This is a genomic window from Hymenobacter polaris (assembly GCF_012927305.1).
GTDB lineage: Bacteria > Bacteroidota > Bacteroidia > Cytophagales > Hymenobacteraceae > Hymenobacter > Hymenobacter polaris.
The window spans coordinates 1874779-1887740 of sequence record NZ_JABBGH010000001.1 but is presented as its reverse complement, the minus strand read 5'-3'; the positions used below and the strand labels follow the sequence as shown (position 1 = coordinate 1887740).

General features: G+C 62.6%; 15 protein-coding genes and 1 tRNA gene. 6 read left to right on the top strand and 10 right to left on the bottom strand.

What is annotated here, in order from left to right; all coding sequences use genetic code 11:
* Positions 1–203: 203 nt before the first annotated feature.
* The 5 genes from HHL22_RS08100 to HHL22_RS08080 form a co-directional block, all read right to left on the bottom strand.
* Positions 204–1676 carry a M16 family metallopeptidase gene (locus HHL22_RS08100; RefSeq protein ID WP_169530416.1) on the bottom strand — a complete coding sequence of 491 codons (1473 nt, stop codon included), beginning with the start codon at positions 1674–1676 and terminating at the stop codon, positions 204–206.
* A gap of 6 nt (positions 1677–1682) precedes the next feature.
* Positions 1683–3116, bottom strand: a complete 1434-nt coding sequence (locus HHL22_RS08095) for a M16 family metallopeptidase (RefSeq protein WP_169530415.1) — start codon at positions 3114–3116, stop codon at positions 1683–1685.
* A 180-nt stretch (positions 3117–3296) separates the two neighbouring features.
* Complete coding sequence (locus HHL22_RS08090) at positions 3297–4478, bottom strand: acetyl-CoA C-acyltransferase (RefSeq protein WP_169530414.1); 1182 nt, start codon at positions 4476–4478, stop codon at positions 3297–3299.
* A gap of 234 nt (positions 4479–4712) precedes the next feature.
* Positions 4713–5711, bottom strand: coding sequence for a hypothetical protein (locus HHL22_RS08085; RefSeq protein ID WP_169530413.1), 999 nt, complete (start codon positions 5709–5711; stop codon positions 4713–4715).
* A complete protein-coding gene (locus HHL22_RS08080) occupies positions 5708–6694 on the bottom strand; it encodes a VWA domain-containing protein (RefSeq protein WP_169530412.1) in 987 nt (328 codons plus the stop codon). Before HHL22_RS08080 ends, HHL22_RS08085 begins: the two co-directional genes overlap by 4 nt.
* A gap of 268 nt (positions 6695–6962) precedes the next feature.
* Between HHL22_RS08080 and HHL22_RS08075 the strand changes: the two genes are divergently transcribed.
* Positions 6963–7050, top strand: a tRNA-Ser gene (locus HHL22_RS08075).
* Between the two features lie 443 nt (positions 7051–7493).
* Entirely contained in the window at positions 7494–7712 is a 219-nt protein-coding gene (locus tag HHL22_RS08070; protein WP_169530411.1) for a hypothetical protein, read from the top strand.
* Between the two features lie 62 nt (positions 7713–7774).
* Here HHL22_RS08070 and HHL22_RS08065 read toward each other — a convergent pair whose 3' ends face one another.
* The 3 genes from HHL22_RS08065 to HHL22_RS08055 all read right to left on the bottom strand — a co-directional run bounded on the left by HHL22_RS08065 (position 7775) and on the right by HHL22_RS08055 (position 9269).
* A complete protein-coding gene (locus tag HHL22_RS08065) occupies positions 7775–8077 on the bottom strand; it encodes a hypothetical protein (protein ID WP_169530410.1) in 303 nt (100 codons plus the stop codon).
* A 44-nt stretch (positions 8078–8121) separates the two neighbouring features.
* Positions 8122–8316 (bottom strand): hypothetical protein, encoded by a 195-nt coding sequence (locus HHL22_RS08060; RefSeq protein ID WP_169530409.1) that lies wholly within the window; start codon positions 8314–8316, stop codon positions 8122–8124.
* Between the two features lie 614 nt (positions 8317–8930).
* Positions 8931–9269, bottom strand: coding sequence for a hypothetical protein (locus HHL22_RS08055; RefSeq protein WP_169530408.1), 339 nt, complete (start codon positions 9267–9269; stop codon positions 8931–8933).
* Between the two features lie 532 nt (positions 9270–9801).
* On the opposite strand from HHL22_RS08055, the gene HHL22_RS08050 reads away from it, so the two are divergent.
* Positions 9802–9969 carry a hypothetical protein gene (locus HHL22_RS08050; RefSeq protein ID WP_169530407.1) on the top strand — a complete coding sequence of 56 codons (168 nt, stop codon included), beginning with the start codon at positions 9802–9804 and terminating at the stop codon, positions 9967–9969.
* Between the two features lie 369 nt (positions 9970–10338).
* Positions 10339–10548: a hypothetical protein gene (locus HHL22_RS08045; RefSeq protein ID WP_169530406.1), complete on the top strand. Its 210-nt coding sequence runs from the start codon at positions 10339–10341 to the stop codon at positions 10546–10548.
* A 447-nt stretch (positions 10549–10995) separates the two neighbouring features.
* On the opposite strand, the gene HHL22_RS08040 is transcribed toward HHL22_RS08045, so the two are convergent.
* Both HHL22_RS08040 and HHL22_RS08035 read right to left on the bottom strand, forming a co-directional pair.
* Complete coding sequence (locus HHL22_RS08040) at positions 10996–11415, bottom strand: hypothetical protein (RefSeq protein ID WP_169530405.1); 420 nt, start codon at positions 11413–11415, stop codon at positions 10996–10998.
* A 68-nt stretch (positions 11416–11483) separates the two neighbouring features.
* The gene (locus HHL22_RS08035) at positions 11484–11654 is read right to left on the bottom strand and encodes a hypothetical protein (RefSeq protein WP_169530404.1); all 171 of its coding nucleotides are present in this window, start codon (positions 11652–11654) and stop codon (positions 11484–11486) included.
* Positions 11655–11903: 249 nt separating this feature from the next.
* Between HHL22_RS08035 and HHL22_RS08030 the strand changes: the two genes are divergently transcribed.
* Together HHL22_RS08030 and HHL22_RS08025 are read left to right on the top strand one after the other, a co-directional pair.
* Positions 11904–12530 carry a porin family protein gene (locus HHL22_RS08030; RefSeq protein WP_169530403.1) on the top strand — a complete coding sequence of 209 codons (627 nt, stop codon included), beginning with the start codon at positions 11904–11906 and terminating at the stop codon, positions 12528–12530.
* A gap of 152 nt (positions 12531–12682) precedes the next feature.
* On the top strand, positions 12683–12961 hold the full coding sequence (locus HHL22_RS08025; protein WP_169530402.1) for a hypothetical protein: 279 nt from the start codon (positions 12683–12685) through the stop codon (positions 12959–12961).
* The last annotated feature ends 1 nt before the right edge of the window (position 12962 follow it).

The following is a 12962-nucleotide window of genomic DNA, read 5'->3' as shown; positions in this document are numbered from 1 at the left end:
GCGGCTGGGCGCTTCCATTCAAAAACCTTGCGAAACTTGTTTAAGGTGTCATAGGAGATAAATAAAACGTCATGCTCATCTGGCGTCCGCTTGCCGAAGCAGCTCTACTGCACCGTCCGGGTGACGTTCGGTAGAGATGCTTCGGCAAGCGGACGCCAGATGAGCATGACCGCCTGCCTGTTGCTAGATAACCCTAGGGCCTCCTATAGCGCCTTTTTCTGCATGGCCTGGTACTGCTTGAGCTGGGGCGCGATTACTTTCTGGTCGCCCACTACTACGGTCGTCAGCGCCTCGGGGCGGATGTACTTGCGCGTGAGGGCGCTCACCTGCTCGGGCGTCACGGCGTTGAGGCGCTGCACCTGCTCGGTGAGGTAGGTGTCGGGCTGGCCCTGCAGGTGCATGCCGTCGAGCTGGCTCACGATGCCGCCCGGCGAGGAGTTGCGCAGCACAAACGTGCCCACCTCATAGTTCTGGATGCCGCGCAGCTCGTCGGCGGTGGGCGGCGTTTTTTGCAGCCGCTCAATCTCGTTCACTATCTCCTTCAGCGAGTTATAGGTGTCCTTGGTGGTCACGTCGGCGGCCTGCACCCACAGGGCGGTGTGGTAGTCGGCGTCGAGATAGCTGTAGGGCGAGTAGGTGTAGCCCTTGTCCTCGCGGATGTTGCGGGTGATGCGTGAGCCAAACGAACCGCCTAGCAGCGAGTTGGTTACACGCAGGGCCGTGTAGTCGGGGCTGGTAGGGTCGGCCACGGGCAAACCCAGCATCAGCGTCGATTGGGGCGCGTCGGGGCGGTCCTGGGTGAGCAGCTGGGCCTGGGTGGCGGGCTTGGCCACCACTAGGCGCGGGGCCGGGCCAGTGGGCCAGCTGGTCCAGTTGGTTTCTACGGCCTGGCGCGCGGTAGCGGGGTCAAACTTGCCCGCGATGAAGATGGCCGTGCGCTGCGCCCCAAACTCGGCCTGGTAAAACGCCCGTGCCTGCTCCAGGGTGAGCGCATCTACTTGGGCATCAGTAGGCAGCGGGCGCCCGTAGGCCTGGCCGGGGTACAGCGACCCTAGGAGCTTCTGCTCGGCCTGGGTGCCGGGCTGGCCGCGCTGCAGGTTGTACTGGCGCTTGAGGTCGGTTTTGAGGCGCGGCAGCTCGGCGGCGGGCAGGGCCGGGTGCTGCACCACGTCGGCCAGCAACGCTAGCATGGCGGGCGCGTACTCGCTCAGGCAGTCGGCGTAGATGCGCGTTTCGTCGTTGCCGGCGCCCACGTAGAGCGAGCCGCCCATGCGGGCCGCCTGCTCGGCCACGGCGGCGGCCGTGCGGCTAGTGGTGCCCTCCTGCAATAGCTTGGCCAGCAGGGTGCTTACGCCGTCTTGCCCGGCTGGCTCGTTCACCTTAGCGGCCCGCACGGCCACCAAAATATTCACCTTGGGGATGTCGCCGTAGGGCACCAGCCGGGTCAGCAGCCCGTTGCTGAGCGTGAAATCGGTGCGGGCCGGCAGCTGGAAATCGCGAGCCGGGCCGCCCGCCGGGGGTGTTTCCTTGGGTGCAACTGGCTCCGTGGTACGGGTGGCCGCTGTGTGCGCCGGCCTGCGCTGGGGTACTGGACCCGACTTGCGCTGGGCAGCGGCCGGCAGGGCTAGGGCGGCCGACAACGCTAGGCCGCAGGCAGTCAAGACAAAGGTTTTCATAGGGAATTAGCTTTTAGCCAGCGGGTTGACGATGAGGATGGTGCGGTTGGTGGGCCGCAGGTAGTCGCGCACGGTTTGCTGCATCAGGGCCGGCGTCACCTTCCGAAACTCGGCCTCCAAGGTGTTGATGCGGGCGGGGTCGTTGTCGAACAGCGCGAAGGCGGCCAGCAAATCGGCCCGGCCGAAGCCGCTTTGTAGGTTGTCGTAGAGCGAGCTGCGCAGCTTCACCAGCGCCAGGTCGAGGTCGGCCTGGCTCACACCCTGCTGCTGCAAGCGCCCAATCGTTTGGTTAACAGCGCCCAGCACCGAGTCGGCACTCACCGAGCTGTCGTAGGTCAGGTTGCCCATCCACAGCATGGGGCCGCTGTAGTTGTAGGCGTTGCCCAGGTAGTTGATGCCGCCGCTCACGTCGTCGGTGTAGCCGCGCTTCTGCACTAGCGCCTGATAAAGGCGGCTGTCCTTGCCTTGCAGCAGCAGCTGGTCGAGCAAAATCATGGCGTAGTAGGCGGGCGTGTTGCGGTCGGGCATGTGGTAGGCGAAGGCCAGGGCCGGCTTGTTGGCCAGCTTGTCGTCCTTCGTGAAGCGCTGCTCCTGTTCCTGGCGCGGCTCGGTCAGGTCGGGTTTGGCAGGCCTGGGGGCGCTCGGGATGTGGGCAAAATACTTCTCTACCATGGCTTTGGCTTCGGCCGGCTCGAAGTCGCCCACCACGGCCAGCGCCGCGTTGCTGGGCGTGTAGTAGGTCTTGAAAAACCCTAGGGCATCCTGCAGCGTGGCCGCGTCGAGGTCGGCCAGGTCGCCGTAAAAGTTGTGGGCGTTGTTCCAGTTCTTGTTGGCTTTCTGCGGCATATCGAGCCACGGGAAACCGCCGTAGGGCTGGTTGAGCACGTTCACGCGCACCTCGCTCTTCACCACGCCCTGCTGGTTGGCCAGGCTGGCGGGCGTCAGGGCCGTGCCGCGCATGCGGTCGGCCTCGGCCCAGAGCATGGTTTCGAGCTTGTTAGAAGGCACCGTCTCGAAGTAGTTGGTGAAGTCGAAGCGCGTCGAGCCGTTCAGCACCCCGCCGTTCTTCTGAATCAGATTGATGAACTCCAGCTTGCCCAGGTTCTGCGAGCCCTGAAACATCAGGTGCTCAAATAAATGCGCGTAGCCCGTGCGGTCGCGCGGCTCGTTGCGGAAGCCCACGTTGTAGTACACCGCCACCGTGGCCGTGGGCGCCGTATGGTCGGGCGAGAGTACCACCCGCAGCCCATTCGGCAGCGTGTAGTACTCGACCGGAATGGAAAAAGCCGGCGCCGCTGGCGTGGTGGCGGATGCCGGCGCCGCCGTGCTGGCGGGCGGCGTGGTAGTGGCGGCAGTGGTGCCGGTAGCGGCCGGGCGGCTGCAAGCCCCCAGCAGCAAGCCCGCCGCCAGCAGTGGCAAGTAGGTCGTTGTTCGTCTCATATAGCAGAACGTGAAGGTGAGTGAGGCCGCTAACGTACTGCTGATTCAGGGGATAATGCTAAAATATAAAAATAAAAGGCGGTCATGCGGAGCCTGCCGAAGCATCTCTACCACGCCGTATGGTTCAGTAGAGATGCTTCGGCAGGCTCCGCATGACCGCCTGTTTTATGCAGCTAGAGGCTACAGCTTCTCCAGCACGATGGAGCTGGCGCCGCCGCCGCCGTTGCAGATGCCCGTCACGCCGATTTTGCCGCCCTCATTTTCCATGACGGCCAGCAGCGTGGTCACGATGCGGGCGCCCGAGGCCCCTAGGGGGTGGCCCAGGCTCACGGCCCCGCCGTACACGTTCACCTTGTCGCCCTCCAACTCCAGCAGCCGGTTGTTCACCAAGGATACTACCGAGAAGGCCTCGTTAATCTCGTAGAAGTCAACGTCCTTAGCGTCCACGCCCGCGTGCTTCAGCGCTTTCGGAATAGCCAGCGAGGGCGTGGTCGTGAACCACTCCGGCGCCTGCTCGGCATCGGCGAAGCCGCGCACCAAAGCCAGCGGTTTCACCCCGAGGGCCTCGGCTTTCTCGCGGCTCATCAGCAGCACGGCGGCGGCCCCGTCGTTGAGGGTCGAAGCGTTGGCGGCCGTCACGGTGCCCTCCTTGCCGAAGCTTGGCTTCAGGGTCAGCATCTTGTCGAACTGCACCTTGCTGTACTCCTCGTCGTCGCTCACCACGGTGTCCTTACCGCGCACCGATACCGTCACGGGCACAATCTCGTTGTTCTTCTTGCCGGCCTGGGCGGCGGCGGCGCTGCGCTCGTAGCTCTGCTTGGCAAAGGCGTCCTGCTCCTCGCGCGTGATGCCGTAGTGCTTGGCCGTGGCGTCGGCAATGTTGCCCATCGCAAAGTCGCCGTAGGGGTCCCAGAGGCCGTCTTTTTGCAGGCCGTCAATGAGCTTGCCGTCGCCGTACTTCATGCCGAAGCGGGTTTTGTCGAGGTAGTAGGGCACGTTGCTCATGCTCTCCATGCCGCCGGCCAGCACTACCTCGGCCTGGCCCAGCATAATGGCCTGGGCCGCCAGCATAATCGCCTTCGAGCCCGAGGCGCACACCTTGTTCACGAGCGTGCATTCCACCGTATCGGGCAAGCCGGCCTTGCGCGCCACCTGCCGGGCGGGTGCCTGCCCCAGGTTGGCCGAAATCACGTTGCCCATAATCACCTGCTGCACCTCGGCGGGGTCCACGCCGGCTTTTTCGAGGGCGCCCTTCACGGCTATGGCGCCCAGCTCAACGGCCGTGAGCGAGGCCAGCGCGCCGCCAAACGAGCCAATCGGCGTGCGCACGGCCGCCACGATAACTACTTCTTTTACTTGCATATACCAGGGGTGGGAGAGAAAGCCATACCACTCAGCGCTAGCTCGTAGCTCAGGCGGCGGGGGAATTTAGGAGTACACCAACAAACAGCCGTTTGCCAGCGCAAAAGTACGTCCTAGGCCCTGGTCCTAGCCCAACGCCAGCCTGGCCCATTCGGCCTCCCCAAGCAGTTGCCGCGCCGGCCGCCCCTAGGGCCCACCTGGCCTGCCCGAGTGCTGGCTTGGCCGCGCCGGCCGCTACCAGGTGGGCGTGCCCGGCGCCGGGGCCGCGCCTTGCCGCACCCGAGGGCGCTGCTGCAAGTACTGCTGCTCGCCGGCCCGTAGCGCATCAAGCAGCTGCTGGGCCTGGGCGGGCGATAAGTTCATGGCTTTCAAGCGCTCGCGCTGGGTTTGCAGCTGGGCGTCGGCGTCGGTGGCAGCGTCGGTGCCAGCGCCCTGGCGGTGTTCGCTGGGCTTGGTGCCGCTGCCGCCCAGGCCGCGCTGCGAGCCACTGCTGCTGCCAGTGGGCAATGGCCGCTCGGGGCCGGCCCCCGGCCGGAAGTTGCCGTTAGCCTGGCTTCCAGCTCCTGGGGTGGGCTGCTGGCGGTTGGGCTGGCCCTCGGCGGCCGGTTGGGGGGCGCGGGCCGAGCCGCCGCTGGCAGATTCGGGGCGGGTAGCGTTAGGGGCGGCGCCCGGCTGGCCGGTGGGCTGCTGGCTGGGCGACTTGCCCCCACTGGCCGCCGAGTCGGGCCGGTTGCTAGGCGGCTTAGGCGCTGGCGAATCGGCAGACGGCGGCGGGGGCTGCTGCTCGGCCAGATAGCGGGTCAGCACTTCGTAGTCGTAGCGGGCTGCCAAGTTGCTCGGGTTCAGCCGCAGGGCTTGGCGCAGCAGGCCCGTGGCCTGGGCCGCCTGCCCCTGCCGGGCCAGCAGCACCGCCAGCTGCTGCCGCGCCGCGCTGCCTAGGGCCCTAGGCACGGCCGGGCCCAGCAAGCGGGCGTAGGTGGCGCGGGCCTGGGGCAACTGGCCCGCCCGCGCCTGCGCCTGCGCCTGGCTCAGCAGCAGGGCGGGGGTGGGGCCACCCCGGCCGGCCAGCACCACGGCCTGCCCAAAGTAGTAAGCCGCCTCGGGGGCTTGGCCGCGGGCGGCGGCGGCCAGGCCCTGCAGCTGGGCCGCGTTGTGCTCGCGCACCCGCAGCAGCCAGCGCCAGCCGGGCAGCCCCAGGCTCAGCAGCAGCAGGGTCAGCAGCCAGGTTTTCATGAGTCGAGGCGCAGCACGCGCACGGTTAGCAGGCTATCAAGCAGCAACAAGGCCAGGGCTATACCCAGCGGGTAGCGGTAGCGGTTATCGGCCACGGCCACGGTGCGGGTAGCGGCCGCATTGGCGGCCGGAGGGAGCGTGCGCAAGTCGGCCAGCAGGGTGGGCAGGCCGTTTTCGCGGTTGTTGAGCGGCACGTACTGGCCCCCGGTTTGGGCGGCTACCTGCAGCAGCGGGGCCTCGCCCAGGTGGCTAATTACAGGCCGGCCCTTGGCATTGAGCAGGGCCTTTTTGTTGCCCGGCGCCGGCACCGGGGCGCCCTGGGCGGTGCCTACCCCCACCGTATACACCCGCGCCCCGGTGCGCCCGAGGGCCTGCAGCACCGGCTCCAGGTTCTCGCCAAAGTCCTCGCCGTCGCTCAGCACTACGGCGGCTACGGCGCGCGGGGCCACGCCGGCAGGGGGCGTGCTGAGGCGTGCCAGTAGCAGCTGCAGCGGCGCGCGCAGCGTGGTGGGGCCGGGCGGCACCAGCCGGGTGCTGAGCGTGTTGATAAACGTTTGCAGAGCGGGCTGGTCGTAGGTGAGGGGGCACTGCACGAAGGCCTCGGCGCCAAACACCACCAGCCCCAGGCGGTCGGCCGGGAAGGCGGCCACCAGCTCGGTTAGGGCGGCCTGGGTGCGCAGCAGGCGTGTGGGGGCCACGTCGGCCGCATCCATCGAGCGCGATACATCGACCAGCAGCCACACATCTTGCCCGCTGGTACGAATGGCTTGCTGCCGCACGCCCAGCGCCGGCCCCAGCCAAGCTAGCAGCAGCAGGCCTCCGGCCACCAGGCGCAGCGGCAGCTTCCAGGCCAGCCGGCCGGCGCCTAGGCCCAGCCGCTGCCCCAGCCGCCGGGTGCGCGCCACTTGCAGCACCAGCAGTAGTAGCAGCAGCCCTAGGCCCAGCGCGGCCGGCCCAAAGTCAGGATAAGCCCAGGAAATCACGCGGTAGCTGGCAAATAGTGCTTAAAGAAGGAAAACGGACAAACGAGCGCGTGGCGGAGCCCCGTGCGTGCGCCCCTGCAAAGCTAGGTTTCAGCTGCGGCTACCACCAGGGCGGGCCACCCCGGGAGAAGGGGGCGCCACCCGATGGCTGGCAATCAAGCCCTTGGGTAAAGCTCGAAACTTTGTCGCCCCGCACGTGCCGATATTCCAGTCCTCGCCGTATATTTGCAGCCGCTAAGGCCAATTGGTCCGCAGTAAATCCACTCTCGGAGAAGTGGGTGAGTGGCTGAAACCAGTAGTTTGCTAAACTGCCGTAGCTCTAAAGGCTACCGGGGGTTCGAATCCCCCCTTCTCCGCTGAAAGGCCCCTAGGATACCCCTAGGGGCCTTTTTTAGTTATTGCACCCAGTTTCGCACCTAACTAGGGCCTAAATTCCCGAAACCATGGGTGCCAGCGGCTTAGTCTACTAGGAGCTTATCAGTTAGCCCCGCCTTTTCTTTCAGGTACTAGGTGCCGTCGCCGATAGCCCGAATGTCGGCCCCGATGGTGCTACTGTAAAGTGTTCGGGTCGCGTCTACCAACCACTTCAGCGCTGAGCCGGCTGTACCCGACGCAAAGAAGCTCTGCACGTCGTTGGTGAGTTTATTTCACGAGCCGGCCAGTGTACTGGTGTTGATAGCTGATGCGGAAGCTGGTGTGCGCTGGTCAGGCTTACCGCCCGTGCTGTAGCGTCTGGTGCTGAATGCGGCGGAGTTTGAAAAGTGGAGCGCTGCTCACCCGCGAAGCTTTACTTTGTGCTATGAAGAAGCTGACCTTTCACAGCTGGGAAACTTGCAAGAGCCAGGAGCGCTTTATTTTACTACTCTGCCACTTGGGCGGCTTGCGTGTAGCCAGGGCCCGCGTACTGATTCAGCACGTACTGGCCCAGCAGCCGCAAACCCTGGAACTGCCTGATAAAGTAGCCGCCGAGCTGCGCGCGCAGGCAGAAGCTATCGGCATCGCGTGTGCTTACGAATAAGCAGCTTTTCTTTGCTCCCTGCTCTGCTGTTTAAACAGGTAATGGCTCCTACCCGCTAGCACTTACGCACGCTCCGCCATGTCCAGAAACCGGCCCCGGCTGTTGTGCGGGGGCGGGTGGGGTAAGTAGCCGAACGTAAGCTGACCGTGGTTGAGGGCAATGCGCTCGCGAATGGGCAAATCGTGGCGGTCCGGTGAGAGAAAGCTGAAGACCTTCGCGTTGCGCTCCAGCACCTGGGTGTGAGTGGTGTCGGTAGGTTGGCCAGCTACCTGGAAAGAACCCGTCCAACCCGACTCTAACACGGGCTGGTGAAAGGCGACACGTACCGCTAGTACGTGGTGCGCCGGGTCAAAGGCGTGCGACATAGACTAGAGAAAAGGGTAAGCGCCTGGATAACCGACCAGTTGAGCTAAAAGTTAGCCTGCTGGCAGTTGCACGTAAGGCGTACCTCCACCAAGAAGCCGTGCTCCTCGTTGGCGCAGTGGCAGAGATTCATGCTGCCTTGGCTTTCCCCGCGACGAACCAAGAAAGTGCCGTGCTTGAGCACCCAGTGCAGCTGCGCCACGGACGAGAGCAGGCAGAAGGCGTAGAAGCCCGTGGCCACAAAGAAAAACCCAGTCGGAAACCGACTGGGTTTTAATGCCAGCAAGAGTATTAGTTCTAATGCGTGCTAGGTATTAGTACGTTATAGTAGGGCTTTAGTAAAAGCCCCGACCAACCGGCCGGGGCTTCGGAGTTTGTTTAACAGAGCACGGAAAGCAACTAGTGTCCGACCTACGACTAAGCTTACCTCATTGGATTGGCTGATAATTGAAAAGGCCCCCTAGAAACCAGCGGGCCTTTCTGAGCTATGAAAACAAACTTAGCCTCGGTATTGCTACCGCTGGCTGAGTAGTTTAATGCGCGGCACTATGCATTAGTGCCGATATAGCAGCATTTTAATTGATATGAGGTATGCTGAGTAGGTTGAGCTGAAACAAACAGGGAGCAGTCAAGCGAGCGAGAATTAGCAGCAAGAGAAGGCTAACAATACAATAGGTTAAGCTTAACAACAAAAAGATATAAAGGCTAATTAATAAAGCATATATAAAAGTTAGCAAGTGTAACTTGGCTCTGGTAGGAAAATGGGCGAATAAGCTAGGCTGGAGAGGGATAATGAAAAAGGCCCCGGCAACCTATTTGGTTACCGGGGCAAGGTTACTGTGCGAAAGCTGCCGTTTAGTGCAGGCTAGCCGCCGCTTCGGTCAACAGGTGGCCGATTTGCTTGATTTTGTCCACGGACGCCCCTTCGGCACTAGCGGCGGCGGCGCTGGTGTGCTTGCCAATGGAGGTGAGCGCCTTTTTGAGTTGCGGGGTGGTCGCCTTATCGCTGGCAAGTAGGTCTTCCAAATGCTTCAGCTCCTCAGCCAGGGTGCCTAGGGCGGGGACGCCTGCCCCCGAGAGGGTTTCTACCCAGCTGTTGATGCTGCGGACGGCGCCGGGCTTGGCGTGGGCCAGGCCTTGGTCAAGCGAATGAATAGTGGAATCGAGGTGGGCGAGAATTGCGGCGGTAGCCATATTGAGGAAAAGGAAAAAGGGAGGATGAAAAGGGAGGCGCTGCCGCTTGCTCTGGCTTACGGGATACTGCGTGGCAAGTTGAGCTAGTGTGCGCTTTACCTGCTTCTGTATAACCTGAAACTTCCTGCGTACTGCTGGCGAGCGCGGTGGCGTCGAAGTGCTTGTGGCCGCGGTCGTCGTAAAGCGGCTGCGCACCTGCTATGACGGCCTCGATGGGAAGCAGCTAGCGGCCGCCAATGGTACTGGGGGCCGCTTTGCCAAGTAGAGTGCGGCGGTTGTGGTCGCTGCGGTGGGTCTGGCCGTTGCGGTAGCGGGCAATCTGAGAGGGGTATTAAGAGGAAGTAGGCTGAAGCACAAGCAGACGCGGCCGTTGGTGTACGCCACCACGCCGTAGCTGAGTTCACCAGACTTTTAAGGGACGGGTGGGGACGTTGGCATAATAGTTGGAACCGATAGCGTAGCACGTTGTAGAGCTGAGCTTAATTTGATGAGTCAATTACATTCGTTACTGCGCGGCTTACCTCCTACCTGTTTGCTGTCGTTGCGCTGGCTAGTAGGAGGCGGGCTACTGTACCTGCTGCCGCGGGCCTTCGCCTATTCGGTTGGCCCGGAGCAGCAGCACCTGCGTCGGGGCCGGCGCCTCATTGGGTTTGCGCTTGGGCTGGGGCTGGTGGAATTGATGCTGCTGTCATGGCTGTAGGGCGGCGTGGGGCGAAGCGTTAGGTTGCGTAAGGAGTGGAAAACGTGAAGATAACCTGGAGGGTTGAGTCGCGTATGAGAGGTGCTACACGTATTTATACCTAGTCACTATGAACTTCGTAGAGGCGGCCAAGCGGGTGCTTACCCTAGGGCTCTGGAAGCCCAAAAAGCGTACGAGTAGGCGCAATCGAGACTTAGACCATAAGTTCTTCGAAGCGGTGCGCCAGGAGGGACGCAAACCATTCGCTGTTGACTCAAAGCCAGGTACGCTATAGTAGTAGCGCAGTTCGGCAAGCGAGATGACCCTAGGCTAGTCGATAGTTGGGAGCAGCTGCAGGAGGATGATACTAGCGGGGCTTACATTTGGCCTATGCTACTTAAAATCAGTGATTCGTGGGGTCCTAGCTTACAATATCTCGCGCTGGCGCTAATAGGCGGGGCGGCCCTGCTCGTTGGGTTGGTATGGGGGCTCTCGAATCTGTTTCGGGGTAAGTCCAAGAAGAAGAGCTGGGCCGCCCTCGGCGTCTTTCTGGCCATCGTGGTCGTTGTAGCCATCGCCGTATTTATCATCGTGGCCTAGCCCTGGGCCCGTGTACTCCAGGTCTCGGCCACCTGCTTGTGGGTATCGTGGGGGCGGGTTTCGCTGAGTGTCATCGGGCATGCCGGCGCGTCGCAGCCCACAAAGAAGCCGTGGTGCTAGCGATGCTACTACTTGACGCATTGCCCGATAGAAAATCTGCTGCACCTGGCCTAGGCGTCACCTTAGTAATCTTAGCTTTTGCGGCGGCCAGGTAGTCGGCAGCAGACTTCGTGGGTGGCTATTAGCTTAGGAGGAATACGGGATAGGAGTACTAGGTGCCAGCCAGTAAGCGGCGCAGTGTATCACTACTGGCCGGCGGCGAAGGCCTCGGGCAGGACTGCGCCTCCCACCCCTAGGGCCCCACGCAAGCCCAAAGAGCCCGGCCAATAAGGTATGAAAAAGCCTCGGCTAGCGTAGCCGGGGCCCTGGGTACTAGCGCACTGCTTTTCACAGTCGCGTGTATGTGTCAGTAGAAGTGTAGTAGGTTGTCGCGTCCTGCGTTTTCTCTTCCGTTACCAGCTGCGTGTCCGTCAGACTTTTGATGGTCATGACGCGGGTCTGGCTGGCTCCCACGGTGTTGTAGATAGTGATGGTTTTACCATCGTAGTCGCACTTACCTGTGGCCGTAGCTCCGCCGGTCATCAAGCGGTACGTTCCATCACCGGGATACACGATGCTGAACGCGCCGCTCGCAATGCTAGAGGTGGTCGTGGTTGGCGTGCCACTCGGGCCCGTAGCCACCACGGTGCGCGTGGTCAGGCTCCAGGTGCTGCCGTAGAGTGGAGGGGGTAGTGGGGCCGGATTATCGCGTTTACAGCCAGCGAGTAAGCTGGTTAGGAAAGCGAGGGCGAGTAAGTGCTTGCGCATGGGGAAAAGGGAGTAGTAGGGTTGACCGACCAAATAGGCTAAGGGTTGCACGAGCGTTCTCCACTTAACTAGTAATCCATGCTCTCCGCAACCAGCGAGATAGCCAGCACTCCAAACAGCGGGTTGGAGGCGAGCACGTCGTTGCGGGTAGGGGAGAGGCGGCCCGAAAATAGCGCCGCTGGCTGCTTGGTAGCTGCCGTGCTCTCCCTGAACCCCCCGCCTTGTTTGGTGTAACGCACCAGCCAGGCGAGCGATAACTACCGCACCCCGTACCACTTTTTGCCTACTTGCCATGCTCTTCACGCCCTTCGCCCCTGTAGCCGACACTGCTCCACGCTCGCCCCAGTGCCGACAAGCCGACCGCTTCGCCCTATTGCTTTTTGCCCTCACTGCGGTAGCGGGTTTACTAGTGAAGTACCTGGCCTAGGGCTTGAGAAGTTGGGTGGCGGGCGTAGCTTTAGAGCGTTCAGCTAGGCTTCATCTTGTTCATGCGTAATCTATTACCTTTTCCGCTGGCGCTGCTCGCCGCCGCTCCGCTGGCGGCCCAGGCCCAGCAGGCTACTCCTAGCCTGGCTGTTGGCCTCAAGGGCGGGGCCTCGCTCACCAGCCTCACCAACCGAAGTTTAGCAAGTAACCGTGACCTGTGTGGCTTCCACGCTGGCGTGACGGCTACTCGTACGTTTACTCGAACTTTTGCCTTGCAAGCCGAGCTACTCTATTCGCAAAAGGGCACGCGCGACGAGGTGGTTGTCGGTTCCACGCACTATGACAATCGCCAGCGCCTGCACTACCTCGACCTACCCGTAGTGGCCCGCCTGCACGTCGGCAATGCCTACTTAGAAGCGGGTCCGCAGCTGGGCCTGCTGCTGCTCGCCCGCGGCCACTACGAGGGGCCGGGCCCCGGTGCCGGCGCGGGCGACCAAACCGTGAGCGACTATTTTCACCGCGTAGACTTGGGCTACGTCGCCGGCATTGGCTACCAAGTGCCGGGCGGGCCTGGCCTGGGTTTGCGCTACAATGGAGGCTTGCTAAACGCGGTCAACAATAATTTCTCCGGTTCAGCGGTGCGCAACCGCGCCTTGCAGCTTTACGTGAGCTACCAATTTCCACGGTAGCGGGCCCTAGGGCCCCACGCAAGTCCACCAACCGCTAGGCCCAAAGAGCCCGGCCAGCAATCACCGCCGCGCCCTGCCGCTCCTCGCAAACTCTTGCTACTGCCTTGCGTAGGATAGCTTTCTCCTTTCCACGAGCTTTTTAGTAAATTCCTATGCGTAAGACACTTTTGGCAGCCTTGGGCGTTGCGGGTATGCTGAGCTTTACCACCCAGGCGCAGACCACCCCCACCGGTACCGCTCGCATGGGTAAGCGCCCAGCCAGCAAAGCCACCCCGGGCAACTCGGGCAGCATGGCGCCCAACCGCTCGAGCACGGCGGGCACCCCGGATGCGGCGACCTCGAACAACCCCGTGGACGCGACCGGCAAGCCCGTTGGTACGACCCCCTCGGGCACTACGAGCACCGTCAAAGCCCACAAGCCCAAAAACTAGG